The organism is Akkermansiaceae bacterium, assembly GCA_017798145.1.
In the GTDB taxonomy this organism is placed as follows: Bacteria; Verrucomicrobiota; Verrucomicrobiia; order Verrucomicrobiales; family Akkermansiaceae; genus Luteolibacter.
Window position 1 is genome coordinate 1,261,452 of record CP059069.1, and the last position, 26,925, is coordinate 1,288,376.

Below are 26,925 nucleotides of genomic sequence, written 5' to 3' on the forward strand. Positions count from 1 at the left end.
CCGGGAAACCTGGAGATCCAATCGTGTGGACCGACCAACCAAATATCCCGACCATCTAGCCCGGCATGGCCAACCCATCGCCCCCAAACCTTTGGGACAGGCCGATTTACCCCTTGGTCTCGCAGGCGCGCCCCTAACTCGGCAGACCCTAACAATACGTCATTCGTCCGGATATTCGGTTGCAGCAACACGATCAACCTGATGAATTCGCTCAAATGAAAAAAACCCCGGCTACGCCGTTGGCTCTCTTGGTTGGAATCGGCATCGGGTTTTTCATCACCAAAGCCGGCACGCCTGCCGATTCCGGCCATAACGCAGAATCCCTTTCCCCCGGTGAAGACGCATCTGCGAATCCCCGCACCCGCCCTTTATCGAGAACCACATCCGCAGCGAAGGCTACCTCCGGGCGGACTTCGTCCTCCCCCCGCAGCCTCGCCGCCCTGCTTGAGCTGACCGGCGATCACTGGAATGGCCAGGATTCGATCACATTCTTGCAGGCCATCGAGCAACTGGGCGCGGATGAGATCGCCGCATTGATGATCGGTCTTGAGAAACCGGATCCGACCAACCCCCGCCGTTACCGGCTCTGCATCGCCCTGATCAACCGTTGGGCCGCGATCGATCCCGGTGGTGCCTGGGACGCCGCCACGCAATTCGGCGACAATAACTTGAAACAGCAGATGATCTCGACGGTGATCGGAGCCATCGCCCGGACGGACCTAGGCAAGGCGCGGCAATTTCTTTCCGGGATCGAGAATGCCCAGACCAGGCAGTCGGCACTCTACGCATTCGTCAACGAAGCTGCCTCGGAGGATCCGGAGGAGGTTTTCCGTCTGCTTGCATCCGAGCCAACGAAGTTGAATGGTTACGGCTATTACCAGAGCCTGTTCCTAAAATGGGCGAAGGACGATCCCGATGCAGCCATCGCGAAACTCGACTTGATCAAAGGAACCTGGGACAGGCAGCAAGCCCTGCAAGGCATCGCCACGGCGCTCATGGCATCCGACCCGAAGCGCGCCCTGGATATGCTCGACGGTATGACGCCCGGAGCAAGCCGCACCAACATGCTTGCCTCGATCACTTCCACTTGGATGGGACAGGACAGCGATGCGGCCATCGCATGGATCAACGGGCTGCCTGCGGCGGATCGCTCCACGGCACTCCAAAACGGCATTTGGCAACTCACCCAGCAGGATCCCGCCAAGGCCGCCGCGTTCCTTTCATCGTTTCCCCCAAACAACCAGACCAGCCACCAATATTCGCAATTGGCGGGCCAATGGGCACAACTGGATCCCGAGGCCGCGCGGAAATGGGCGGAATCCCTGCCAGCCGGACAAGCCAGGGAACAAGCCATGAACCAAATCATCAGCACCATCGCGCGGACCGATCCGGCGAAAGCTGCGGCCATTCTCGGCGGCTCGGTCCTGACAAGCCAAAACTCCCACCAGGTCGGCAACCTCCTCGGGGAGTGGATCAAGACCGATCAAACGGCAGCGCTCGCATGGCTCGACAGCCTCGACCTCCGTGGTAGCGCCCGGATGAATGTGCAGAGCCAGATCATGCATAGCTGGGTCAGTGAGGATGCCACCGCCGCCAGCCAATATGCGCTGGGTATCCAGGACGGGAAGTCACGCCAGCAGGCGATCAGCACCCTGGTCAGCGCATGGGGGAACAATGATCCCGTGGCGGCGCGGGACTGGATCATGAACTCCCTTGAAGGGGATTCCAGAAACCAATCCCTCAACAACCTCATCCAGGCCCTGAGCTATCAGGACCACTCCACCGCGCTTGAATACTACAAGGAAGCGACCGCGAACCTCGCGCCGGAAGCGATCGAAAAGACCTTCGGAGCCACCGCATCACGCATTGCCAGCACTTGGGTCCAGCATGATCCCAAAGCCGCCGCCGAGTGGGTGTTGGGCCTGCCGGAAGGGGAATCACGCTCGAACTCGATCCAATCCTTGGTGGATAATTATGGGAACCACGATATCAAGGGCGCCGCGGAATTCGTCAACACACTCGCCGTGGGGAAGGAACGCGACCAGGCGGTGGGTGCGCTGGTATCCGACCTGGGACAACAGGGTGATCCCGAATCCGCCTTCGACTGGGCGACAAGCATCAGCGAGGCCTCCAGCCGGGAAAGCATGATCCGCAACGCTGTGAGCCAATGGAAGGAATATGACCCTGCGGCAGCCCGGGCAGCCGTGGCCGCCGCCGACATCAGCAACGAGGCAAGGAAGAACATCCTCAATGGTCTTGAAAACTGAACCGGTCCAAGAACGGGGCGACCAAATTTCCTCGGCATCAGATTCTTCAAGCAAGGCTTCGCCTCCCTCCGCGCCCTTTGCGGCTCTGCGGTGAAAAATGCAACCCCACCTGCTGTTTCCAAAATCGCAACCGTCCCCCAGCAATCAGAAACACCCACCTACGTCCTTGCGCTTTCCCCGCGTTTCCACAAACCTCAGCCCATGGATCACGCCACCGAAACCGAAGTCGCAGACGCAGCGAAACACCTCCGCTCCCTTGACCAAGGGCTCAACCAGATCCTCTTCGGACAGCAGGAAATCATCGAGCTGGTGATCACCGGCGTCCTCGCCCGCGGCCACATCCTCCTCGAAGGCCTCCCCGGCCTCGGCAAAACCGAGCTCGTCAAAGGCCTATCCAAGCTCCTGCGCCTAGAGAACAAGCGCGTCCAGTTCACCCCGGACCTGCTCCCCGGCGACATCACAGGGAATCCCGTGCTACAGGAGGTCGATGGCCGCCGCGAGTTCGTCTTCCAGCCCGGGCCGCTGTTCGCGAACATCGTCCTGGCGGACGAGATCAACCGCGCCTCCCCGAAAACCCAGTCCGCCCTGCTCGAGGCCATGCAGGAGCGCCGCGTCACCGTGCTCGGGAAAACCCACGACCTGCCCCTCCCCTTCTTTGTCCTCGCCACCCAGAACCCCATCGAGCTAGAGGGCACCTACCCGCTCCCCGAGGCGCAGCTCGACCGCTTCCTCTTCAAGCTGGAGATCACGAAAAACGACGTCGCCACCCTCCAGAAAATCGTTTCCAGCCGCGAACTCGGCACCGAGCCGCAGGTCGACCCCATCATGACCGCCGAGACCCTGGCAGGACTCCTCGCCCTGGTCCGCCGCATCTACATGCCCGATGTCGTCGCCAACTACATCGCCCGCCTCACCGATTCAACCCACCCCGGCCAATCCCCCGCCTCCGCCCAGATACGCTTCGGAGCCAGCCCCCGCGCAGCCCTCGCCATGGCATCCGCATCGAAAGCCCGCGCCCTCATCCACGGCCGCACCAACGCCTCCTTCGAGGACGTGAAAGCCATCGCCCCAGCCGTGCTCCGCCACCGCATCGTGCTCGACTACAACGCCCGCGTCGATGGCCACACCCCCAATACGGTTGTCGCGAAACTCCTTGAGGAAATCCCCTACCAGGACACCGCAACCCCGAAAACCCTCGTGCCCGCGTAGCTGCTGCCTCCCGCAGCGAAACCCCACAAAGCATCACGAATGAACCGCCTTATCGCCTTTTCCCTCCTGCTGGCATCCCTCGCATCCGCCCAGGAAACCCTCTTCCGCCAGGTTGCGGATACCAAGACGGACACCCACGTCGAGGCCACCGCGCTGTTCGCCCACCCCAGCCTCGGCGGATACCATCCCGTCCGCATCTTGATCGCAAACAACCAGAGGGTGCCACACACCGTCCGGCTCGATTTCTCTGACTCCACGAACTACAACAACGGCCTATCGACCAGCTCCACCTTCAGCTTCACCGCCCCTCCCGGCCGTACCGTCACCTCAGACATCCTCGTGCCACTCGCCCCGCAGAACGGCATCGTGAACTACAGCAACATGAGCTGCAGGCTCAGCGGCACCATGGGAAACACACAGAGCACCCTGAGCTCGCCCTTCTCGGTGGATTTCCCCTGCGTTCTCCTCAGCAACAGCCTCTACACCCCCAACGCCTCCTCGCTCGATTCGGAAGTCTCCTCCCGCGGCGGCCATTCCCGCTTCGGCGGCTCCTCGGATTTCGCCACCAAGTTCGATCCCAAACGCCTCCCCGACGATTGGCGCGCCTTCTCCGGATTCGACACCATCATGCTCACGGACTCCGATTGGTCGGAAATCCCGCCCGGCCCGCGCAACGCGATCACCTCATGGCTCCGCCTCGGCGGGCACCTCGTCATCCACTCCTCCTCAAATCCCACACTCTCCGCACTCGGCATTCCCGATGATGCCAGCTTCGGCAAGGCGCAGGTGCGCCCCATCGCCCCCAGCCTCACGCTCAACCCCAAGCAGACCGTAGACCTCGCCACCTCCGGGCGCGTCGCGAAAACCCGCATGCAATCGGTCGCCAACGACTTCGATGGCTCATGGCCGCTGCAGGACGCATTCGGCGAGAAATCCTTCAACTACATCCTCTTCATCGTCATCCTCCTCGCCTTCGGGATCCTCGTCGGCCCGGTCAACCTCTTCGTCTTTGCGAAGTCCGGCCAGCGCCACCGCCTTTTCGTCACCACCCCCATCATATCCGTCGCCACATCGCTCATCCTCATCGCCCTCATCATCCTCCAGGACGGCTTTGGCGGCGATGGCACACGCCTCGTCCTCATGGAAGTCCGCCCGGATGGGAACCAGAACGCCGCATACGTACAGCAGGAGCAGTTCTCCCGCACCGGCGTGATGACATCCCCTTCCTTCTCGGTGGATGCCTCCGCGCTGATGGTTCCGGTTCCCATCGCATCAAACAGATGGTCGCGCTTCACCAGCGGCTACGATGCCTCCGGCAGCTACGACATCCAGCCTTCCGGCGGCAAGCTCTTCGCCTCCGGGGGATGGTTCCAGAGCCGCTCCGAGCAAGGCCAGCTCATCACCGCCGTCGTCCCCACCCGCGGGCGCATCGAGTCCACGCCACAGCCGGACACCCTCATCTCCACCTTCGATTTCCCCATCCAGACCCTTCTCTACAAGGACGCCTCCGGCCAATGGCACCGCGCCGAGAACGTGATCAAGGGCAACAGGGTGAAGCTCATCCCCGTGGATCCCACCATGGCCATGCCGCTCCTGAGAAAGAACAGGAACCTATTCACCGAGCGCAACCGCTCATACCTCGAGCGCATCGAGGATCGCAACGACCACTTCATCGCCTTCACCGACAAGGCCCCCGCCATCGACACACACGCCGGCATAGTATGGAAAACCACCACCATCATCACCGGCCCCATCGCCCGCTGAAAATTCAACTTTCGACAAACAGCCTAATGACTGCGCCCGGGAACAAACCACATGATCTGAAGGAGCCCGCCTGCGCCTTCGCACTCGAAGCCAGGCTTCCCCTTCGGAATGCGAAAATTGGATCCGGTGAACTCGTGAAAATCCCGTCCTTCATAATCAGCAACAGAACCACGCAAAACCAACCTCTTCCATGAAAGTTGAATTTTGAATATTGAATTTCCATGAGCGAAGCCGCAATCACAGTCCACAACCTCTACCGTTTCTTCGGCCCGCTCCAGGCCGTCAACGGGGTCTCCTTCGAAATCCCGCACGGCTCTGTCTGCGGCTTCGTCGGCGCGAACGGGGCGGGGAAAACCACCACCATGCGCATCCTCGCAAGCCTCGACTACCCCACCATGGGACATGCCGAGGTCTGCGGGATCAATGTCGTCCACCACCCCGCGGAGGTCAGGAAGCTCATCGGCTGGATGCCGGACCACTTCGGCAACTACGACAACATGACGGTGCTCGAGTATCTCGACTTCTACGCCCGCGCCCTCGGATACAAGGGAGCCGAGCGCCGCCAGCGCATCGACGAGGTGATGGATTTCACGGATCTCATCCCGCTCGCCAACCGCTTCTCCAACAAGCTCTCCAAGGGCATGACCCAGCGCCTCTGCCTCGGCCGCTCCCTGCTGCACGACCCGCAGGTGCTCATCATGGACGAGCCCGCCGCCGGCCTCGACCCGAAGGCGCGCGTCGAGCTCAAGCACCTCATCCGCGTACTCGCCAAGGAAGGCAAAACCATTTTCATCTCCTCCCACATCCTCTCCGAGCTCGGCGAGATGTGCGACTCGCTGCTCTTCATCAACAACGGCCGCATCGTCCACCACGGCGATTCGGAGAGCCTGAAAAAATCCACCGACCTGCTCGGCGGAGTCCTCTACGACGTGAAGCTCGACGGCGATCCCCAGGCGCTTTCCGATTGGGCGGTGCTCCAGCCGAACATCGAGTTCCTGGAGTCCCGGAAAAACGGCGGCCGCATCCGCATCGACACCGAGGATCCCAACAAGGCCGCCGATGTCCTCGCCCGCATGGTCCGCGACAACCTCCGCGTCGTCGATTTCCACCGCGAGCAGCGCAACCTGGAGGACGCCTTCATCGACATCCTCGCAAACATCGACAAGGGCGCACCCGCAGTCGCCCCGCCCCCTCTGCCCCAGCAATCCGAGCAACTCCCCCAGGAACCCCCCTATGACCCGTAGCCGGCCTCTCTCTTGGGATTTAGAATTCAAAATTTTGGATAAAACACCGTGCACCTAACAGATTTCCCCGACCGCCTCTCGCCCATGCTCGTCAAAGAGCTCCGCCAAGGCTTGCGAACCAGGTCCTTCGTCGCGGTCTTCATGACCCTACAGGCCATACTCGCCATCGTCCTGCTCTCCGCCGGGGCCGGCGCCGCCTCCGACAACTCGGGCCAGGTGATCTCCACGATCATCTTCATCTTCTTCTCCATCGCCGTTCTCATCATCCAGCCGATGCGTGGCATCTCCGCGCTCTCCGCGGAGGTGAAGGGCAACACGATCGACATGATGGTCCTCACCCGCCTCTCCGCGTGGCGCATCGTAACGGGGAAATGGTTCGCCATCGTCAGCCAGTCCGCGCTCATCCTGGTCACGATCGTGCCCTACCTGATCCTCCGCTATTTCTTCGGCGGGATGAACCTCTTCGGGGAAATCATGATCCTCTCGCTCATTTTTCTGAGCTCCGCCACACTGACGGCCATCACCGTAGGGCTTTCCGCCTCCGGCTCCGCCATCCTCCGCTCGGTGCTGCCCATGGTGGGCCTGCCCATCGGAGCATTCATGCTTCTCGTCGGCATGGTATCGAGCAGCCTCAGTGGGGGCGGACGCACGAGCTTCGCGGAAATGGTTTCCCTGTCCACCACGGAGTCCCAGGTCGGCGTTTCGCTCTACCTTGCCACTTGCGCATACCTTGCTTTCTTTTCCCTCTCCAGCGGCACCACCCTCATCGCCAGCTATGCGGAAAACCACTCCACCCTGCGCCGCCTGATCGCGCTCTGCGTCGCCTTGGTCGCCGCCGTCCTGGCATCCATGGACTTCACGTCCAGCGATGCCCTGCCCATCATCTTCACCATCATCCTCACCCCGGTCTTCTCGATCTCGCTCACGGAGTTCGCACCGCCCGCCGCCCCCACCCTCGCACGCTTCGCGAAGCTCGGCCCTGCGGGGAAACTCGGAGGCTTTTTCCTGCTCCCGGGCTGGCCCTCCGGTGTCTTCTTCTGCATCCTGCTGACAGCGGTTTCCGCCATCCCATTCATCCTGAACGATTCGGGCTACAGCAATGATCACATCATGAACGGCCTGATCTGCCTCGCATCCCTCCTTTTCCCCGCCGTGCTGGTCAATTTGTTCCGCACGCAGGGGCCGCAGCGCGTCTCCAACTACGTGCTTTTCCTCCTCGCCTCCGGCGTGGTCGCCCTAGTCCTCGCAGTGATCGCCGAGTCCATGTCCAACGAGGGCTTCCTGTGGCTTTTCATATGGATCCCGCCCATCCTATTCGTCATTGAGGAAATGAGCCACAGCAGCAAAGACGCCGTTGTTGTTTCCGCCATCGCGATATCAATCATCTTATTCGCCATCCTATTCGTTCTTGCCCTTGCGAACTTCAGGAAGTCGGTCAGCGAAATCGAGAAGGGTCCAGAATCCCCATGAAAGCCTTTCTTCCGCTCATCGCCTCGATCTCCACGCTCGCGGCCAGTCCATACGGGATCTCCATCCCCCCCGGGACACAACAGCAACTTCCCGTAGGCACAACGGCTGTCCGTTTTTCTCCTGCTGACTCGGATTATGGAGCTTCCGCGAAACCGGAGACTTTCCTACCATACGGTGTCTTGCGCCCAGACTCCGTACCGGCCAAGGATGAGGTCTGGCGTGGCTTCGTCACCGAAACCACCGAAGCCATTGAAACCGGAATCAGGCATTGGGAAGTCCTCGATTCCTTCAACCTCGGCGCCCGCAACGAGAACACCCCCTTCCGCTACATCGAGCTGCTCACCATCGCCAAAAAAGCCGCGCCCCAGGCCAAGATCGGATTCTCGCTCGCGAACTACGACCTGGAATTCCTAGACGATGCCCTGCGTGAAGGCGCGGGAGACCAATTCGATTTCATTTCCCTCAGCCCCTTTCCCTGCTCGGAAGGAATCGCCCCCGTCCTTCCCACTGTCCTGCCAACCCTCCGCAGGCTCCTCGCGCTCCATGGCGTTGACGCGGAAATGCCCGTCCACATCACCCTGACCGGCAGCCAGGAAGCCCTCTCAGAGGCCGCACCCCTAGCCCTCTCGCTCGGCTTCGCCCATGTTTTCCTCGAGACCGATCCCGCCACCTTCGCAAAGATCCCCACCGCACCCGCCGCCGTCCCGGAGACCGCCGATCACTCCGGGAAAACAGCAGGCAGCATCACCTTCGGGCAAAAAAACCGCTATGACGGCCTCCACCAGCTTTTCCCAACGGACACCCCGTGGGATGAGGAACTGGGAGCGAACCGCCTCCACCTGTGCGCGGATCCACCTGTCTTCCGCACCACTTTCCTCACCGCCGCAGGACTCGTCCCGCCTGACACATCAACCCTCGAGATCACCGTCACCGCAAGACGCCTTCCCACCAAGGAAGGCTTGGGAAAACCCACCGCCATAAACCTCACCTACGAATCCACCTTCGGCACCAACTCGCCCGAAACATGGTTCTCCGTCCCCGGTGAAAACAAATGGCACACCCACACGTGGAAGATCACCGACGCCAAATTCACCGGCAAACTCGGCTGGAACTTCCTCCTCGACGCATCCGGTGCCGGCAACGACGTCCTCATCCGCGAAATCAGTGTCAGCCGCTGAACTCCCCGGCCTCATGCCGGCCTCCCCTCCTGCGGCTTCCGCATCCGAAGAGTCCATGCATCTTCCGGAAGCCGATGGGAAGGCGTGGCTTTCCCGGGATGCATGAAGAGAGCTTGCGCCATCCGCGCTTTGCCCCGTATCACCGAATCCGACAATTTTTCAGATCGCCTGTCTGATCGCCCCGCGAGGGCTGCATGGATCCGGGGTTGCGGCCATGAGCCTCCTTTCCCTCCGTTGGATGAAATTCCCGCTTCACCTCGCACCGTATCCCTTGCAGCCTGATCCATCCCAAGCCCATGAGCAATTTCTCCCACCTCCCGACAGCCGCGGGCTTTTTCGAAACCGGCGCCCTGAAACTCCTCCTCGAAGGGGGCGTTTTCATGTGGCCCATCCTTGCACTCCTCATCCTGGCCCTGGCGGTGATCATCGAGCGCTATCGCAGCCTCAAACTGTTGGAGACCGATGCCTCGGCATTGCGCTCGGAGGTGATCTCGCTGCTTTCCGAGGACAGGGTCGAGGAATCGCTGGAGCTGTGCGATTCCTCCACCGGCCCTGTCCCTGCCATCCTTTCCAACGGGCTGCGGAAATACCTCGTCCTGCGCCGCCTCGGCTACGATCCCGCACAGATGGAGCAGCAGGTCCTCAAGAGCATGGAGACCTACGGCGTGAACATCGTCGCCGCGCTCGAGAAACACCTTCCCATCCTCGCCACGATCGCCTCGGTCGCACCCATGCTCGGCTTCCTCGGCACGGTGCAGGGCATGATCGTCGCCTTCGGGGACATCGAGGCGAACATCGGCCAACAGAACATCGTGCAGGCGGCCGCCTCCGGGATCCGCGTGGCCCTTCTCACCACCGCCTTCGGGCTGGTCGTCGGCATACCGGCCTACATGGCGTTCAACTATTTCACCGGAATCATCAACGACTTCGTCCTGCAGGTGGAGTCCTCGGCGGCGGAGCTCATCGAGGTCGTCACCCTGCGCCTGACCCTAGACAAGGAACCGAAATGAAACTGCATCGCGGGAAAATGCTGGTCGATCCGCCCGCCTGCGCGAGCTCGGACATCGCCTTCACGCTCATCATCTTTTTCCTCGTCTGCGCGGCGGTGCAGCCGGAGACAGGCATGTCGCAGGCCTTGCCCAAGACCGAGGAGAAATCCGAGAAGCGCGACCAGAGCCAGAACCTTGAGGTTTCGATCACCCCGTCCAGCATCATCCTCAACGGCAGCCCGCTGAAACCGGACGAGTTCGCAGCCCGCATCTCCGCCGCGCTCAAGGCGAAAACGCGCGAGGCGGACAGGATCGTGGTGGTGAAAAGCGCTCCGAACACCCCCTACCCGCTGTGGCTTGCCGTATCGCAATCCATCGACAACGCCGGTGGCATCCTCACCCTCGAACTGGAGTCCGAGAAAACGATCAACGTCCGATGAAACTCCCGCGCAAGAAACTCACCGCATCCGTCCCCTCCTTCGCAATGGGCGACATCGGCTTCCTGCTGCTCATTTTCTTCGTGATCCTCGCCCGCGCCCAGGACGACAGCCACATCCAGTGGGAGCCCGCGCGGATGAAGGACGTGGAAATGGCAGCCGCACCGCTCGCCACCGTCACGATCGACGCCGGCTTCAAGACCTACCTCGACGGAAAGGAGATCGCCCCCGAGGAAATCGCGGGAAGGCTCACCGAAATCCTCGGCGATGCGCCCGCCGGCCAGCGCAATGTTTTCCTGAAGGTCCACAAGGAGGCAAAGGCCAGCAACTTTGAGCCGGTGATCTCCGCGATCAGCGAGGCGGGCGGCGACCTTGTCCACATCCTCGAACCGGAGAAGGAAACGAATCCAAAATGAACATCAAACCGGAAGACACGAAACCCAAGCGGACCGCGATGGCCAGCACCAAGGCGGATCTGCGCGAATTGCGCAGCAACTCCCAGGCGACCGTCCAGGAAATCCAGGCATTCCTCCGCGACTTGAAAGGCAAGAGCCCGCAGGAAATGCTTGGGGTCGTAGCTTCCAACAGTCTGGTCCGCGCCCTGTTCATCTCAGCCGGAGTCGTCGCGGCGGTGCTTCTGCTTTTCACCGCGATCCCCTATTTCACCGCCGATGAAAAGCCCGACAAGCCGGCCTCGGAAAACATCCCTGGAAATGAACAGCCGGAACCCGGGGCATTGCCGGAAACCCCTGTTCCGGAAGCGCCACCGGAACCCGACCCACTCTCAAAACTCGGGGTCGGCGAGGAACTTGCCGCGCCTCCCGGCACCAACCCACTCGAGGACAAGGGCGACGACTTCCTGAAAGACCTGGAGTGATGGACTGGCGCCGGGCATGGGAATGGTTCCTGCAACACATCCGCCGCCCGGCCGTGATGACAGGTATCTTCGCAATCCTGTGGTGCCTCGCATGGCTCGATTCGCATGTCTGGTTTCGTTTCCCCACGTGGTTCCACGCCCTGTTTTTCCTTTCGGCCATGCCGGTGTGTTTCCATTGGGTGAAACACTTCCGGAAAAAATCCAAGGTCGCATACCTGGCCGCGCTCAGCGTCTCCTACATCCCCGCATGGGTGCTCGTCGCCGAGATCCCCCTGCTCTTCTCCGGATATTCGCTTTCGTCCTCCCTCTCCGACGCGGGCGCCTTCGGCGCGTTCTTCCTCGGCCTCGCATGGGCGGTCTGGTGGATGGACCGCGAGACGAAACGCATCCGCCCCGCTCCATCCGAACACCGCACATGGGATCCACGGCGGCTGACCGCATGGTATTTCGGCAGGAAAAACGCAAAGCTCAGGCAATCGGTTTTCACCCTGCTCACCTACAGCGCCCTGTTCTGCATGATGTTCCTTTTCCTGACGAAGCTCACCGGCTGCGCGATCTACGAGGCACCCCTCGGCGGCGGCGAGGACAAGCAACTCCGCCAGACCGTCAAGATCCAGAAGGTCATCAAGAAAAAATACGTCATCAATCCCTACAGCAGCATCCTCTTCAACCCGCCGCCCATCGATGATGTGGAACTGCAGTTGTTGGAAGTGACCGAGCACCTCTATCAGATCGGCCAGGGCAAGGCGGACGGCGCGGGCTTTTCCGCAGGAACCACCCGCGGCAAGGTGCGTTTCATCCGGCTCATCTATGACGGCGGCGACTGGCAGCAGGACATGGACCGCGGCTCCGATCTCAACCTCCTGACCGAATACGGCGTCCGCACCGGCCAACCCGTCAACGACCGGCCGGAGCCGATGAAGATCGCTCGGCTCAAGGCATTCCCCGCCCGCAAGAGCCCACCTATGGTTTACATGACCGGGCAACAGGGAATCGATGTCAGCGATTCCGAAGCCCTCATCCTCCGCGAGTATCTGTTGGAGAAACACGGCATGCTCTTCGCCGACAACGGCGGAAGCTCCGGCTGGGAGGGACAGTTCGTGTCGATGATGAAGCGGATACTTCCAAAGGTGGAGCCGATCAACGTCTACCTCGACCACACGATCCACCGCATCCCCTACCCGCTGCCGAAGCTCCCCATCGTCGCCCCGCACGGCCGCTCGAACGCGCTCGGCTGGGTGGTGGACGGACGGCTCGCCGTGTATTACCATCCCGGCGATATCGGCGACGCCTGGGCCGACGGCCACTCCGGCGTCCCGCAGGAGATCTGGGAGGGCTGCTATCAGCTCGGCATTAACATCATCCACTACGCCCACGCGGAATACAACCGCTGGCTGGAAAGCACCAAGCAATGAAATTCCCCAGAGCAATCCTCGCCTCCATCACCGCACTTCTGCCGCTGATGTCCCCCGCCCTCTCCCCTCTGGAACAGATCCCCGTCGAGACTTTCGGGAAAATGAAGGAGACCGAGCGCTACCAGATGCGGATCGCGGAAAAGCATTACACCGACAAGAATTTCAAGACAGCCCTGGCGGAGTACGAGAAGTTCCTCACCCTCTACGAGAAAAGCCCCGGTGCGCCCTACGCGCAGCTGATGTGGAGCCACTCGATGATGCACCTCAAGAAACCGAAGACCGCGCTCCGCGAGGGTTTCCAATCCGTCATCGACTACTGGCCGGAGTCCCAGGAGGCCACCATCGCCGCCTACTGCATGGCCGATGCCTACCGCACCATGGGCGAGGTCAAGAGCGCCCAGGAGGCCTTCCGTTTCCTCATCCGTGAGTATCCGGATCACGAGATCGCCGTCCGCTCCCGCACCGACCTGCTCCACTACGCCCGCCTGCACCAGGACAAGGAGGAGGAGATGTCCCTGCTCCAGGATCTGGCCTTCAAGGTCAAGCGCACCGAGACCTCCAAGGAAACCTGCGCGAGCGCCGCCCGAGAGCTCGCCGAAATCCATTTCTTCGCCCAGCGATTCGATGAGGGCAAAAAGGCGTTGGCCACGAACTATTCCGGCAAGGAACTTTTCGACAACGTCTTCAACCTATCCGCGAAGACCGTCGGCCACCTGCTCAAGGACGAGAAAACGAAAGCAGCCGCCATCAACCTCGCCGACCAGCTGCTTGCCAGCCTCCAGCAGGACATCAAGGAACGCCCGGACGAAGGCAAGGAGATCCTGTACAAGGCCGTGGGGCTCAACGCCACTCTCGGCCGCCCGGCGGAGATCTGGAAAATCTACGAGGAGATCGCCGAACGCTACGGCCGCGACGACGGGATCCTAGGGAAAATGGCCGAGTGGTACAAGCAGCGCGACAAGCGCGAGGATGCCCGCCGCATCTACGCGGAGTTCAAGGATCAGGTCGCAGGGCTGAAGAACATCGCCGCGATGCATCTGGAAGAAGGAAAGGTCAAGGAGGCCATAGAGATCTACCGCAAGCTCATCGAGATCGACGGCGACCATGCCGACGAACATCTCTGGGCCATCGCCGGCTGTTACGAAAAGCTGTCCGATTGGAAATCGGCGATCGGCGTTTACCGGCAGGTGAACCGTTTCCCGGAAAGCAATTTCCGCATGGCTTCCTGCCACCGCAGGCTCGGCGAGCACAAGGAGGCCATCCTGCTCTACGGCCAGTGCATGGTCGCCGATTCCGCCGCGCCCGAGGCCACCCTCCAGACCGCCTTCACCTATGAGGAAGCCAAGGAAAAGGAAAACGCGATCCGCACCTTCCAGCTCACCTGCCGCCGCCACCCGAAATCCGGCCAGGCCGGCAAGGCCCATGCGCATCTGCAGAACAAATACAACATCAACGTGACACTCGGCGGTTCGGAAGAGGACTGACGAGAGAATTCATGCGGCCACCGCTGAACCGGAAGGTGCGAAGGCGGGCAGCCGGGGGATCAAGGCTCGGGCGGACGGATGGACCTCATTCGCCCCGGTTCTCCCCGCTCTTCCAGAGCCTGATGTCATCGATGTCGTTCTTGCTCTCCGCACCTGCGGTGCTGCGGCCATTCCTGATATCCGCTTCGAGGTCGGCGAGCAGTTCTGCGACCGTTTCGGGATGCTTACCGAAGAGGTTGTCCATTTCCGCAGGATCCTTGCCCATGTGGTAGAGCTGGCCTTTCGGAGAGCCTCTCGGGACTTCCTTTTCCTTCGGCGAGCTCCATCCGCCGGAACCGCGAGCCAGGATGAGCTTCCACTCCCCCTTGCGGTATGCGAAATGGCCGGAGATGGAGTGATGGACGACTCCCTTGCGCGTGGAGCGGATCGGCTTCCCGAGCAGTGCGGGGAGGAAGCTCACGCTGTCCTCGCAGGTTTTCTCCGGCGGTTTCTCACCAAGCATGTCGGCTGCGGTGGCGAAGAGATCGGTGAGGCAGATCGTCGCCGCGGATTGACTGCCCGGCTCGACCTTCCCAGGCCAGCGGGCGATGAAAGGGATGCGGTGCCCACCGTCCCAGATGTCCGCCTTGGAGCCGCGCATCCAAGCGCTGACAACATGCCCTTTCGCGGCGAGCCCCTTGATGTCGGCGGCTTTCGAGCAGCCGTTGTCGCTGGAGAAAATGACAAGCGTGTTCTCCCCGAAGCCGTTCTCCTCAAGCGCACCGCTGATCGCACCGACCACCTCGTCGGTCTGCATCACGAAATCCCCGTATGCCCCGAGTCCGCTCTTTCCCTTCCACTCGTCCGTGGGAACAATGGGCGTGTGGGGCGAGCCCAGGGGGAGATATAGGAAAAAGGGTTTTCCCCCGCCCTTGCGCGAGGCGATGAACCGGAGCGCCTGATCTCGCAGCCGTGGCAGCATGTTGACCTCATCGTCATGGGCGATCACCTTGTCCCCTTCCACGACGGTTTTCATTTCACGGGCATGGTGGAAGCCGTGGAAAAAACCGAAACCCCGCGCCAGGGGGCCGTCCGGAATCAAAGAGCCGACCGGCGTGCCACTGGTCGGCTTGCGGGTCCGAGGATCCAGGTATTGGAAATTCAGGTGCCATTTCCCGATGATCGCCGTGTCGTAGCCTTTCGAGGATAGGTAGCCCGCGATGGTCTGCCTGTCCTTGTCGATCAGGCAGGGTGCATGGCCGGTGACAACCCCGGACTGGAGCTTTGTCCGCCAGCTGTAGCGCCCGGTGAGCAGCCCGTAGCGAGTTGGTGTGCAGACGGATGAGCCGGAATGCGCATCGGTGAAAACCATCCCCTCCCCGGCGAGCCGATCGGCGTGGGGTGTGGGGATCTTGCCTCGCCCGGGGTTCAGGCAGCGGACATCCCCGTAGCCGAGGTCGTCGCAGAGGATGACCACGATGTTGGGCGGGGATCCCTGGCCTAAGGCCGAAGCCAGCAGCAATGGGAAGGAAAGGGGTATGAGGGAATGCAGTCTCATGATATCTAGGGCGCCTCCTGCCTGATTGCATTGGATGCGATGCGACCGACGGCTGCAAGGATTCTGTGCGGATGCCGAAAGCCAGGTGGTCATTGAGTTCAGCATATCCTGGAAAATCCGGGTTTTCCCCACCACCCGCAGGATCCACCAATTTCCTCGCCAAGGAGCAACCGCACTGCTATTCCCATGCCCGGCGGGGACTTCCGCCGAAAACCCAAAACCCCCATGTCTGCCAGGCAACCTATCCGGCAACGCCAGCCCGACCGTGCAATCTTCTCCCGGCATTACCACCGTGCGGCGAACGAACCCACGATCATCCCAAGGATGAACCGTCGTGACATGGAAAAGTTCAGGGAGGATAGGAAGACCCGCTTGCTGAAGCGGTTTTCCATCGCAATGGCGGTCGCCTCCCTGGCACTGGGACTGCTGCTTGTAAGCCTGCTGTTCATCTTCCGCTAGTCCACCGGCCTTGCCGAGATTTGCAGATAATCAGTTGCGGCGAAGTCCCTCCGCGCATTTACTGGATGCAGATGTCAGGGGAAACGAAGACGGCAAGGCTGAAGACAGGCAATGCGCTATTGCTGCTGGCCGCGCTCATCATCGTCATCGCCGGCCTGCGCGAGGCGAAGTCTTTCTTCCTGCCCGTCCTCATCGCTTTTTTCCTGGCCACAATCAGCTTCCCTTTGCTGAGTTTCCTCCGCAAGAAAAAGGTGCCGCGGGCCATCGCTGTGCTACTCACCGTTGCTGTTGACTTCGTTTTCCTGGCTGCGCTCGGTGTCCTCGCGGTCACCCTCATCGGCGATCTCCAGGAGAAATGGAACAGCCGCTATGCATCCGAGTTTTCAAGCCAGATCCGGGTGGCATCCGGCTCCCTTGCGAACAAGCTGAGCGGATACGGCATACCGGATGCCCAGGATAAGATCAACGAGGTGGTCAACAACAATGTCGCCAATCTCCAGAACATCCGCTTCGAGAAAATCTGGGATGTCGGCACCGGAGTGCTCGGCCAGGTCGTCGGTTTTTTCGGCACGTCCCTCATCACCCTGATCCTGACGGTATTCATGCTAAGCGAGGCGCGCATGTTCGGCCGCCGCCTTGAGGCCATCAGCCTAGCCAGGGGTCCCAACCTGGCGCGCATGCTGAGCGCCACCCAGGACATCCAGAGATTCCTCGCAATCAAGACCGCCGTAAGCCTGCTCACGGGGATTCTTGCGGGATTCCTCTGCTGGATCGCCGACCTCGATTTCTTCATCCTCTGGGGCATACTCGCGTTTTTCTTCAACTTCATCCCGGTCATCGGCTCCATCATAGCGGGTGTCCCGCCAACCATACTCGCCCTCCTCGTCGCGGGAGTGCCCAACGCCGTGCTCGTCGCGGGCGGCTACCTCCTCATCAACAACTTCCTCGGAAACTTCGTGGAGCCGATGCTTGTCGGCAGGCGCTTCGGCATCTCCACTCTTGTGGTCGTCATCTCCGTGCTCTTCTGGGGCTGGGTCTGGGGACCGCTCGGAATGCTGCTCGCCGTGCCTCTGACGATGGTTCTCAAGGTCATCCTGGAAGGCAGCGATGAGTTCCGCTGGATCGGGATCGCCATCTCCGCAGAACAGCCTGCCGGGACGGCGGAGAAAAAACTGCTTGAGGTGACGCCACCGGCGCAGGCATCGGCGCAGGAACCTCCCGCCGTGGAGGCGAAAAGAGCATAGCCGCCCAGATGAAAGCACCCAGCTACCAGAGCCTCGCGATCGCCGCACTCGCATCCGTCCTCACCCTGATTTTCATCGGTGCCATCGTCCGCGTCTCGGGCGCAGGCATGGGCTGCCCGGATTGGCCCACCTGCTGGGGGCTGCTCATCCCGCCAACCAGCGTGGAGCAGGTCGATTTCGACCGACTGCCGGTCGAGAAATTCCAGAAAAAAGCGGAAGGATTGGGGCGCGATCCGAGCACGATCACCCGCGAATCCTTGCGCAGGGATTTCAACCCGAGGCATGTCTGGACAGAATTCCTCAACCGTCTCAGCGCACTGCCCGTCGGGTTTTTCACGCTTGCGACATTCATCGCATCCTTCGGCCAGCGAAAAAGGCGGCCGCATGTTTTCTGGCTTTCCTTCGCCGCGCTGCTGCTCGTCCTGGCGAATGCCTGGATGGGCGCAAGGGTGGTTTTCAGTGGCATTTCCCCCGGCATCCTCAGCATACACCTGGCCTTGGCGATGCTGCTGATCTGCGTCCTCACCTATTGCGTCTGGGCTGGGACTGAGAAGCCCAGGAAACTGGAAATGTCCGCAAACGCAAGGCTCGCCAGGCTTTCCGTCGCCCTCCTGCTGCTTGCGGTGGTTGCGGAGGGTATCATGGGCTCGCAGATCAGGGAAATGACGGACGAGCTTTCCAAGGCTCACCTCGATTCCCCCCGCGCGACCTGGATCGGCGAACTGGAGGGGAGCACCATCTACCTGATCCACCGCAGCTTCTCCTGGGCCATCCTGATCGGAACCGCCTACGCCTTTTTCCTCGCGAAAAAGAGCCAACCCGGCGGCGTCACTCCATGCCAGATCGGTGTCATGGCCATTGTCATCGCCCAGATGGTGCTAGGTCTCGTCATGGCCCAGATCCATATCTACTCCTGGGTGCAAGTCCTCCATGTCGGCCTAGCCGCACTGCTCCTCAGCCTGGTTTTCCGGTGGCTGCTGCTTGTCCCCGACGGAAAACGCCCGCTTGCCATGACAAGCGGGCGCTGAGATTTCGGCGGTTTCGCCGGATCGCTCAGCCTTCGCCAAGCCCGCGGATCTCCCGACCCTCGCCGCGTCCCGAGTCCGGCCTGGCTCCCCTGCCTCCGCCGGGGCTTTCACCCCTTCTCTCGAACTGCGGAGCCGCCTGTGGAGCCGGCGCGACGGATCTTTGCGGAGCGGCCGGGCGATCGCCGAAGGCACTGCCGCTACCCGCCCCCTGATCCCTCGAAAAAGCGGGATTCATGGAAGGTGCGGAACCACCACGGCCGGAGCCCCCAAAACCCCGGCTGGCACCGCTGCTCTCGCGGCTCCCGAAATCCGGGCGGGTGAATCCGCCAGGCTGCGTGGAACCACCTCGGCTGAAATCTCCGCTGCGGCTTGGGAAAGCGCTGGATGAGGATGATCTCCTGTCGTCATAGGCGGGGCGCTGGATGCCGCTCCCGTAGTAGGAGCCCGAGACGCCCCTGCGGCCTCCATCCGACGAGCGCTGATGCATCCAATCGCTGTTGTTGTAGCCCCTCTGGTCGCGACCCGGGCTTGTCACGCTGACGTTGCTTGACCAGGAGCGGCCCAGGGAACGGTAGCGTTCGCTGCGGTTCTGGTAATTGGTCAGCGTGTAGCTGCGCACAGTGCTAGGCGGCGGGCAGTAACTGCTGCCCCTCGACCAACCGTGTGGATGCGGTGCTCCGACCACGTAGCGCGGACGGTAGCCGATGGGGTAATAGCCGTACAGGTGGGGATCGTAGTAGCAGCGGCGGGTGTAATCGTAATAGGCTCCCGCATAGGGGTCGTAGCCCCATCGCGGACTGCCGGTGCTCACGAAGTAGGAGGTGGAAAAACTGCTCCCACCGTAGCCATAGCCTGCCCCATAGCCCCCGCCGTAGCTGGATGAGTAATAGGGATCGTAGGCGCAGGACGATACGGCGAGGGCGGAAATCCCTGCCACGAAACCAAACAGCACGATTCGATTCATTTTCATAACGCAAGCTTGGACTGCCCGCGCGTTCTGTCCATTCAACATTTCTGCGGAAAAATTTCGGGAGCCGCGCCGCATCAGCCGCCGCCCCTGGCAAGCGGTGCATGAAATGATGCAGACAATGGGCGATGCGTCCTGGCGGGCTGCGTGGGATGCAGGCCGGCATTCCCCGTAAAACGGCCTCCCACAGCTTTTCCAAGTTTTACTGTTTGAAGTTGGCGGTTTGACCCTATCCTTCCCCCCAGAGAAGCAATGGCCAGACGCAAGCAACAGAGCAACAAACCGCGCGAGAAGGCGCCCGCCAGGGGCGGATCGCCCAATCCCCTCTCGCTGCTATTGCTCTGGCCCTTCCACCTTTTCCTGGCGCTGACAAAGGGCATGTCGCCAGTCACCCGTCTGTTCGCCCGGCTTTGCGGGATACCGGTGATCGCAGGGCTCTGTTTCCTCGCCGTCCTCGCCTTCATTTACGGCATCCGCTCCACACGCTACGACCTCAACCGCATCAACCGGATGCCGGAGCGCACCATCATCCTCGACCGCCAAGGCACCGAGATCGGTCGCATCCACGGCGAGAAACGCGAGATCGTCCCGCTCAAGGAGGTCTCGGAAAATTTTCGCAAGGCCATACTCGCCCGCGAGGACGAGCGCTTCTACTCCCACGGTGCCGTCGATCTCATCGGCATAGGCCGCGCTGTCCTTGCGAACCTCAAGGGCAAGCGCGAGGGAGCCTCCACCATCACCCAACAGCTGGCCTCCGATGTCTTCCAGCTCAAGGCCGGCGAGCAGCGCGGGGAACTCCTCAAGCAGCTCGACAGGAAATGCCTGGAGATCGCCATCGCCTTCCGCATCAACGCAGCCCTCGACAAAGACCGCATCCTCGAGGCCTACATCAACCAGATCAACTGGGGCCGCCAGATCAAGGGCGTCGGTGAGGCATCGCGCATCTACTTCGAGAAACACCCCTCCCAGCTCACCCTCTCCGAGTCCGCCCTCCTCGCCGGAATCGTCCGCGGCCCGGATGCCTACAATCCTTTCAGCTCGATGGAGAAAGCGGAGCGCGAGCGCAACACCACCCTCGCCCGCATGGTCGCAGCGGGAAAAATTTCCCAGACGGAAGCCGATGCGGCGAAGGCGGAACCCATCAAGGTGCGCCCTGCATGGCGACGCGCCTACCAACAATCCTACGCGATGGACGCAATCCGCCGCGACCTCGAGATCATCCTTGAAAAGGAAAACATCCAGCTCGGCGGCCTGACCATCGTCACCACCATCGACCAACGCCTGCAGACCGTCGCCGAGGAGGCGCTCGACAAAAAATTGCGCGAAACCGAGCGCCTTTCCGGTTACCCGCACCAGACCCGCGCCGCATGGCAGAACTTTCCCGCGGAGAACCGCAAGGAGCCGGAATACATCCAGGGCTCCGCCGTGCTCATTGAGAACCGCACCGGCGCAGTTCTCGCCCTCGTCGGTGGGCGGGATGCGAACGAATCCCAGTTCAACCGCGCCATCCAGGCGCGCCGCCAGATCGGCTCCATCTTCAAGCCATTCGTCTATCTCGCGGCCTTCGACAAAGGCCTGCGCCCCTCCACCATGATTTCCGACGGCCCCATCCAGCGCGGCGAGATCAAGGGAGCGCCGACATGGCGGCCTAACAATTCCGACGGGAAATTCGGCGGCATGAACCCCGTATCCTACGGCCTCATCCGCTCCCGCAACACCATGTCGGTCCGCGTCGGAAACTACGCGGGAGTTTCCAAGGTGAAGGAAGTCTCCCGCGCCGCCGGCTTCGGCACCGCCATGCCGGAAACGCCATCCTCCTTCCTCGGCTCCTGGGAGGCCACGCCGTGGGAGGTCGCCACCGCCTACACGATTTTCCCCAACGACGGCAACCGCTACCGCCCCTTCCTCGTCTCCGAGATCAAGGATCGCAACGGCAACATCCTCTACACCACCCCTCCGCTCCCCTACCAGGCGGCCAACAGCGGCTCGGCATGGTCGGTTTCCAAAATCCTCGAACAGGTCGCCACCTCCGGAACCGCCGCCTCGATCAAACGCCTCGGCTTCACCAAGGACGCCGCCGGCAAAACGGGAACCACCAACGACTTCAAGGACGCATGGTTCGCAGGCTACACCTCGAACCTCACCTGTGCGGTGTGGGTCGGCTTCGACCAACCCAAGAAAACAATCCAGGGCGGCTACGGCTCCACCCTGTCCCTGCCGGTATGGGTCGATATCATGAAAACCGCCGACCGCCTCGACTACAAGGCGGGCGAACTCCACTCGAACATAGCCCTCACAACTGTCTCCGTTTGCAGGCTCTCCGGGAAACGCTCCACCGCAGGCTGCGATGCGGCAGGCACCTCCTACTCGGAAAATTTGCCGGCTGACACCGCGCCCTCCTCCTCGGATCTCTGTCCCATCCACCCCGCCCGCGCCGTTCCGGTCTCGGAAAACATCCCCTCACCGCGCAACAACTCTCCAAACCCTCCCCGCGCACAGCCCATCCGCGAAGACCCTCCCCCCCTCCGAGCCCAACCGGTGCGCGAAGCGCCCCCGCTGCGCGCACAACCCGTCGAAGAAACTCCGCTCCGCGCACAGCCGGTTGACTAGGCCAACCCATTTCCAGACAATTTAACCCAACAACGGCATTTACCTCCAAACCACCATGAAAACCGGAAGATCCAAAATCCAACATCAAACATCCAACACCTCTCCCAGGGGCTTCACGCTCCTGGAAATCGTCATCGTGCTCGGCATCATAGCAGTCATCCTCGGCGGCTCCATCGCCATGCTCGGCAAACTGGGTGATGGTGCGAAAGTCCAGCGCGTTGACGGCGACTTCAAGAACATCGAGTCCGCCGTGCGTTCCTACGCCATGCTCGCGGGCAACCCGCCAACCACCTCCCAGGGGCTCGAGGCGCTCTTCGTGAAACCCACCAGCCCCCCCGTCCCAAAACGCTGGGCCAGCGCAGGGAAAGGCGTGCCGCTCGACCCATGGGGTGTCCCTTACCAATACCGCAACCCCGGCAAGATCGATGCCTCCACCTTTGAGATCTACACCAACGGACCAGACAAGCAGCCAGGCACCGATGATGACATGTCCTCCCAGGAATAAGCCGCCAGCGGGCTTCACCCTCATCGAGATAGTCATCGCACTGATGATCGTTGCGCTGATCACCGGCGGCTCCATCGCCGCGATGCTCGCCAACTCCTCGGAGCGCAAGCTCGGCAACGCCTCCGGCGAGATCGAGCTTCTCGCCAAGAAAGCCCGCACCGCATCCATCCTCAACCAGACACCCTACGCCATCGAGTTCCACGCCGGCTTCGTACGGCTGCTGCCCTTTTCCCAAGCCTCGGAAAACGAGCGCACCACCGCCCTCGGGAACTCCATCGGCGGCGAGGCCGTGGCGCAGGGAAACCGCCGCGCCGTCCGCCAGGAAATCTCGATAGACCCCGACATCTCCCTCAGCGTCCGCCGCTGGAACACCACCGATTTCATCAAGCCAAGTGACTCTTTCATCCCCGTCTGGCGCTTCGATCCCGACGGCCTTTCCGAACCGATCACCGTCCGCCTCACCCTAGGCAACAGCTACGCCCAGGACACCTACCATCCTCTCACCGCCACCATCGCCGAGTCCGAGCTGGAGGCGAACTGAGGGGATGGTTAAACGTCAGAAGTTATTTGTTATCTGTGATCCATCGCCCATCCGTTTTCCTCAATCGTTGAAAGTTGACTGTTCCAGCCCCAGGCAAACCAAAGGCTTCCTCCTTCTTGAGGTCGTCCTCGCGCTCGGCGTTTTCGCGATCGCCTGCACCGGGCTGACCGTCGCCTTCCACCGCATGGCGGATGCCGCGCGGCTCGCCCAGAGCGAGCTTCGCATCACCCGCATCCTGGATTCCGCGCTCACCGAGCAGCTTTCCTATCCCACGCTCGAGGAGGGCGTCACCCAGATCCCGGTCGAGGGCACGGACATCGAGCTCGATGTCGAGATCCTCCCCATCGAAGACCTCGAGAACCAGGACGGCGAGCTGCTCCAGCAGATGTTCCACATCACCGTCACCGCGAACTGGTTTGAGAACGGCGCATGGCAATCCCGCTCCGTGGAAACATGGCGCTACAACCTGATGTACCAGCCATGAGAGGGATTTTGGACATGAAGAGATTTGATATTCGGGCAAGAAAGCGAGTTCGTTTCTTGTCTTGCCGAATCTCCCAATCTCCCAATCACCCGATCATCCCTTCCGCGAGGCACGCCTTCACCCTTCTGGAGCTGGTCATCGCACTGCTCCTCATCGCACTGCTGGCAGGTATGATTTTCACCACCTCCAACGCCTCACTCACGCTCGGCAGGAACGTGATCCGGACCCAGAACGAGGAGATGCTGCACCAGGCGTTTTTCGATTTCCTGGAAAACCGCATTTCAGCCCTGCCGGGGAACACCCGCATGGAGATGACCGTGGAGGATGCAGGCTCGCATTACCTCACGGATCTCACCCTCCAGGACGTGCCGCTTTCCTTCACCTGGGGCGGAAGCGAACGCACCGCAAAAGCCATACGCCTTTCCACCGTGAAGCGCCGCTCCGGCTATCTCGACATCGTCCTTAGCTACTACGAGAACGAGATCATCGAGCCGGATTCATCGGAAACAGCCGGCGGGGGCTTCGCATCATCGGCCGTACCGGAAGAACCTTTCGCCGAGATCATACTCCTCACTGATGTCGCATACTTCGAGTGGCGCGTGCTCGACGGCAGGACGATGGAATACCAATACGACTGGGATCTCCCCGGCCGCCTCCCCCTCCAGATGGAGTTGACCTGCGCCTTCGGTGCGCAAGGCGAGGAAATCCGCCAGGTCTTCTGGATCCCGCCCCGCCAGAATCCCGAGATCTTCATGCGCCAGCTCCAACAAGGCCAGGGCGGTGGCGGCCAAAACCCCGGCCAACCGGCAACACCCGGCAACCCCGCAACACCCGGCAACCCCGCAACACCCGGCAACCCGGAAATCATCATCAAACCTCCCGGCAGATGAAATTTCCCCGAAGACATGCCGCAAAACCCGGCTTCGCACTCATCGCGGTGCTCTGGCTCATTGCGATCCTCTCCCTCGCCGCCGTCACCACGCTCCGCGTCATCTCCTTCGACATGGAGCTGGCCACCGCGAAGGTACACGGCTCCCGCGCATTCCAGCTCGCGGAAACCGGCATCGCCATAGGCACAAACCCCGTCGTCGAGCGCAACGACCCCCTGCTCCATCGCTTCGACGAGGCGAACAACGAGGAGGTCCATGTCACCCTCACTTCCGAAGGCGCCCGCTTCAACATCAACACCCTCATCCTTTCCGAGGACAAGTCCCTGATCCGATCCGTCTTCACCTACTGGGGGCTCGATCTCGATTCCGCCCAAGCACTCACAGATGCCCTCACCGATTGGGTCGATGCCGACGACGAGGTCGCCCTCAACGGCGCGGAGATCGAGGACTACGAGAAAATGGGACGCATCAACCAGCCCTTCAACCGCCCCTTCTACGATATCTCGGAAATGGCCCTCGTCCGTGGCATGGATCAGGTCGCGCAAATCCGCCCGGATTGGAAAAACTGGTTCACCGTCTGGTCGAGCGGAACGCTCGACCTCAACGAGGCCAGCGCGGAACTCATCGCCGCCGCCGCCGAGGTCACCGAGGCGCAGGCATCCGTCATCCCGGAAACCGTGCGGGGCGCCGACGGCATACGCGACACCGAGGACGACGTCCCTTTCCAGGATGTCGATTCCGCACTTTCCCTGCTTGGCATTGGCGGAGAAACAGGGCAACTCATCGCCCAGCGCTTCACCGTCAACGATACGACAACCCGCATCACGTCCACCGCACGCTCGGGCGACTCCACCCGCCGCATCACCGCCATCGTCCGCAACCGAACAGGCAAACCCATACTCCTCGACCGCACGACCGAGATCGTGCCCTAAACGCAAAATCCCAAATTCCAACTCACAGGAATGACGACGCATCCACTCACCGGAAACCCACGCTACACAACTCTTCCTTGGAAGTTGAATGTTGAAAATTGAATCTTATGGCCAAAAGCAACAGCACACACCTCCTCGTCCCTGGCGAAACCGAATGGGAATTCTGGACACTCGCGCCCGGCGCACCCCCGACCATGCATTCGGCGCATCCGGTGGCGCAGCCCTCGGAAATCGCCAAGCCGCCCCAGGGCGATGTCATCTTCCTTTTCCCGGTCAAGGCGCTCACCGCCCTGCCCATGCATGTCCCCACCGGTGACACCTCGCTGTTCCCCGATCTCGCCGCCACCCACGCGGAACGCGCCGGGCTTCGTCCCGATCCCTTTGCCGGGCAGCTCACCGATATCTTCCCTGTCCTCACGAGTCCGGAAAACTCCGTCTTCCTCTCCGTCGTGCTGCGCAACCCGCAACCCGCGGATTTGCCCCTGAAATCCCCAAAAGCCTTCGATATCTCCCCCCGCGCCTTCCCCGCTCGCGGCAACACCCTCACCCTCTGGCGCGAGCTGGGCAGCTGGGTTTTCGCCATCCACAGCGAGGGAAAACTCCTCTACTGCCAGGCGACATCCGTTACATCCCCCTCCCCGGATGCATCGCTCATCCGGGAAATCCGCATTGCCATCGCCCAGCTCTCCATGCAGGGCGTCCGCGCGGAGCCTTCCTCCGCCATCGTATGGTCTTCCGATCCCGAGACGGACACCTCCCTGCTCTCCAGATCCCTTTCGCTCCAGACTCAGCTCACCGCCCGTCCGGCGCCCATCATGCCCGAGCCCCTCGGAAAGCTCCTCCCCGCCGATGTCCGCGCCGCCCGCCGCGCCGCCCGCAAACGCCAGAACATCATCCTCGCAGCCGCAGCCCTCGCCGTCATCTATCTCGGCACCATCGGATACCTCGGCTACGGCCTTTGGAAAACCAACTCCACCACCCAAAGGATCATGGCGGAAGTCGCAAAAGTCGCCCCACAGCAGGAGGCATTCCGGCTCCACATCGAGAAATGGGACGAACTGGAATACGGCATCGACCTCAACCACAACACGGTCGATATCCTCAACCGCATCGCCCGCTCCATCCCCTCCGGCTCCGGGCTACGGCTCACCAGCGCCATCATCTCCGCCGAGGAGATCCGCATTGAGGGAGAGGCACCCCAGCCTCAGGCCGTCAACGAGTTCTCCAAAAACCTCTCCAGGAACAACGACCTCGCCTTCTTCGAGTGGCAGACCCCGGAGCCGCGCCAGACAACCCGCGGCTGGGGATTCGTGTTCACCGCCGCTCCGCCCGCCGTGACCCCTTGAGATTAGCGTTCCATTCCCGCCATCCCCAGTCCATCCTCACCAGCCGGA

General features: G+C 61.6%; 24 protein-coding genes. 22 read left to right on the forward strand and 2 right to left on the reverse strand.

The genetic code is table 11. The annotated features are described in order from the left end of the window. Positions 1 to 215: 215 nt before the first annotated feature. From HZ994_05385 to HZ994_05440, 12 genes are all read left to right on the forward strand, one after another. Positions 216 to 2,267 carry a hypothetical protein gene (locus HZ994_05385; protein ID QTN31781.1) on the forward strand — a complete coding sequence of 684 codons (2,052 nt, stop codon included), beginning with the start codon at positions 216 to 218 and terminating at the stop codon, positions 2,265 to 2,267. A 201-nt stretch (positions 2,268 to 2,468) separates the two neighbouring features. Further along, on the forward strand, positions 2,469 to 3,476 hold the full coding sequence (locus HZ994_05390) for a MoxR family ATPase (GenBank protein ID QTN31782.1): 1,008 nt from the start codon (positions 2,469 to 2,471) through the stop codon (positions 3,474 to 3,476). 39 nt (positions 3,477 to 3,515) lie between these two features. Further along, entirely contained in the window at positions 3,516 to 5,240 is a 1,725-nt protein-coding gene (locus tag HZ994_05395; protein QTN31783.1) for a hypothetical protein, read from the forward strand. 221 nt (positions 5,241 to 5,461) lie between these two features. Then, on the forward strand, positions 5,462 to 6,484 hold the full coding sequence (locus tag HZ994_05400) for an ABC transporter ATP-binding protein (protein QTN31784.1): 1,023 nt from the start codon (positions 5,462 to 5,464) through the stop codon (positions 6,482 to 6,484). Between the two features lie 48 nt (positions 6,485 to 6,532). Continuing rightward, on the forward strand, positions 6,533 to 7,954 hold the full coding sequence (locus HZ994_05405; GenBank protein QTN31785.1) for a hypothetical protein: 1,422 nt from the start codon (positions 6,533 to 6,535) through the stop codon (positions 7,952 to 7,954). Next, positions 7,951 to 9,132 (forward strand): hypothetical protein, encoded by a 1,182-nt coding sequence (locus HZ994_05410; GenBank protein QTN31786.1) that lies wholly within the window; start codon positions 7,951 to 7,953, stop codon positions 9,130 to 9,132. Before HZ994_05405 ends, HZ994_05410 begins: the two co-directional genes overlap by 4 nt. 296 nt (positions 9,133 to 9,428) lie before the next feature. After that, positions 9,429 to 10,142 carry a MotA/TolQ/ExbB proton channel family protein gene (locus HZ994_05415; protein ID QTN31787.1) on the forward strand — a complete coding sequence of 238 codons (714 nt, stop codon included), beginning with the start codon at positions 9,429 to 9,431 and terminating at the stop codon, positions 10,140 to 10,142. Continuing rightward, the gene (locus tag HZ994_05420) at positions 10,139 to 10,561 is read left to right on the forward strand and encodes a biopolymer transporter ExbD (GenBank protein QTN31788.1); all 423 of its coding nucleotides are present in this window, start codon (positions 10,139 to 10,141) and stop codon (positions 10,559 to 10,561) included. The genes HZ994_05415 and HZ994_05420 overlap by 4 nt, the downstream gene beginning before the upstream one ends. Next, complete coding sequence (locus HZ994_05425; protein ID QTN31789.1) at positions 10,558 to 10,974, forward strand: biopolymer transporter ExbD; 417 nt, start codon at positions 10,558 to 10,560, stop codon at positions 10,972 to 10,974. Before HZ994_05420 ends, HZ994_05425 begins: the two co-directional genes overlap by 4 nt. Continuing rightward, entirely contained in the window at positions 10,971 to 11,435 is a 465-nt protein-coding gene (locus HZ994_05430; protein QTN31790.1) for a hypothetical protein, read from the forward strand. The genes HZ994_05425 and HZ994_05430 overlap by 4 nt, the downstream gene beginning before the upstream one ends. Beyond that, on the forward strand, positions 11,435 to 12,850 hold the full coding sequence (locus HZ994_05435) for a DUF4159 domain-containing protein (protein ID QTN31791.1): 1,416 nt from the start codon (positions 11,435 to 11,437) through the stop codon (positions 12,848 to 12,850). The genes HZ994_05430 and HZ994_05435 overlap by 1 nt, the downstream gene beginning before the upstream one ends. Next, positions 12,847 to 14,334, forward strand: a complete 1,488-nt coding sequence (locus HZ994_05440) for a tetratricopeptide repeat protein (protein QTN31792.1) — start codon at positions 12,847 to 12,849, stop codon at positions 14,332 to 14,334. The genes HZ994_05435 and HZ994_05440 overlap by 4 nt, the downstream gene beginning before the upstream one ends. An 85-nt stretch (positions 14,335 to 14,419) precedes the next feature. Here HZ994_05440 and HZ994_05445 read toward each other — a convergent pair whose 3' ends face one another. Then, positions 14,420 to 15,871 (reverse strand): arylsulfatase, encoded by a 1,452-nt coding sequence (locus HZ994_05445; GenBank protein ID QTN31793.1) that lies wholly within the window; start codon positions 15,869 to 15,871, stop codon positions 14,420 to 14,422. 225 nt (positions 15,872 to 16,096) lie between these two features. Between HZ994_05445 and HZ994_05450 the strand changes: the two genes are divergently transcribed. The 3 genes from HZ994_05450 to HZ994_05460 all read left to right on the forward strand — a co-directional run bounded on the left by HZ994_05450 (position 16,097) and on the right by HZ994_05460 (position 18,602). Next, entirely contained in the window at positions 16,097 to 16,330 is a 234-nt protein-coding gene (locus HZ994_05450) for a hypothetical protein (GenBank protein ID QTN31794.1), read from the forward strand. A gap of 71 nt (positions 16,331 to 16,401) precedes the next feature. Next, entirely contained in the window at positions 16,402 to 17,574 is a 1,173-nt protein-coding gene (locus HZ994_05455) for an AI-2E family transporter (protein ID QTN31795.1), read from the forward strand. 8 nt (positions 17,575 to 17,582) lie between these two features. Next, positions 17,583 to 18,602: a COX15/CtaA family protein gene (locus HZ994_05460; GenBank protein QTN31796.1), complete on the forward strand. Its 1,020-nt coding sequence runs from the start codon at positions 17,583 to 17,585 to the stop codon at positions 18,600 to 18,602. 25 nt (positions 18,603 to 18,627) lie between these two features. Here the strand turns inward: HZ994_05460 and HZ994_05465 are convergent, their stop codons facing one another. Continuing rightward, positions 18,628 to 19,572, reverse strand: a complete 945-nt coding sequence (locus tag HZ994_05465; protein ID QTN31797.1) for a hypothetical protein — start codon at positions 19,570 to 19,572, stop codon at positions 18,628 to 18,630. Between the two features lie 249 nt (positions 19,573 to 19,821). Between HZ994_05465 and HZ994_05470 the strand changes: the two genes are divergently transcribed. The 7 genes from HZ994_05470 to HZ994_05500 all read left to right on the forward strand — a co-directional run bounded on the left by HZ994_05470 (position 19,822) and on the right by HZ994_05500 (position 26,877). Continuing rightward, a complete protein-coding gene (locus HZ994_05470) occupies positions 19,822 to 22,179 on the forward strand; it encodes a PBP1A family penicillin-binding protein (protein QTN31798.1) in 2,358 nt (785 codons plus the stop codon). 55 nt (positions 22,180 to 22,234) lie between these two features. Then, complete coding sequence (gene gspG / locus HZ994_05475) at positions 22,235 to 22,684, forward strand: type II secretion system major pseudopilin GspG (GenBank protein ID QTN31799.1); 450 nt, start codon at positions 22,235 to 22,237, stop codon at positions 22,682 to 22,684. Beyond that, a complete protein-coding gene (locus HZ994_05480; protein QTN31800.1) occupies positions 22,659 to 23,225 on the forward strand; it encodes a prepilin-type N-terminal cleavage/methylation domain-containing protein in 567 nt (188 codons plus the stop codon). Before gspG ends, HZ994_05480 begins: the two co-directional genes overlap by 26 nt. A gap of 67 nt (positions 23,226 to 23,292) precedes the next feature. Further along, on the forward strand, positions 23,293 to 23,709 hold the full coding sequence (locus HZ994_05485) for a type II secretion system protein (protein ID QTN31801.1): 417 nt from the start codon (positions 23,293 to 23,295) through the stop codon (positions 23,707 to 23,709). A 56-nt stretch (positions 23,710 to 23,765) separates the two neighbouring features. Next, entirely contained in the window at positions 23,766 to 24,599 is an 834-nt protein-coding gene (locus HZ994_05490) for a prepilin-type N-terminal cleavage/methylation domain-containing protein (protein ID QTN31802.1), read from the forward strand. Further along, the gene (locus HZ994_05495; protein QTN31803.1) at positions 24,596 to 25,531 is read left to right on the forward strand and encodes a general secretion pathway protein GspK; all 936 of its coding nucleotides are present in this window, start codon (positions 24,596 to 24,598) and stop codon (positions 25,529 to 25,531) included. Before HZ994_05490 ends, HZ994_05495 begins: the two co-directional genes overlap by 4 nt. A 107-nt stretch (positions 25,532 to 25,638) precedes the next feature. Beyond that, positions 25,639 to 26,877, forward strand: a complete 1,239-nt coding sequence (locus HZ994_05500; protein ID QTN31804.1) for a hypothetical protein — start codon at positions 25,639 to 25,641, stop codon at positions 26,875 to 26,877. Positions 26,878 to 26,925: the final 48 nt, after the last annotated feature.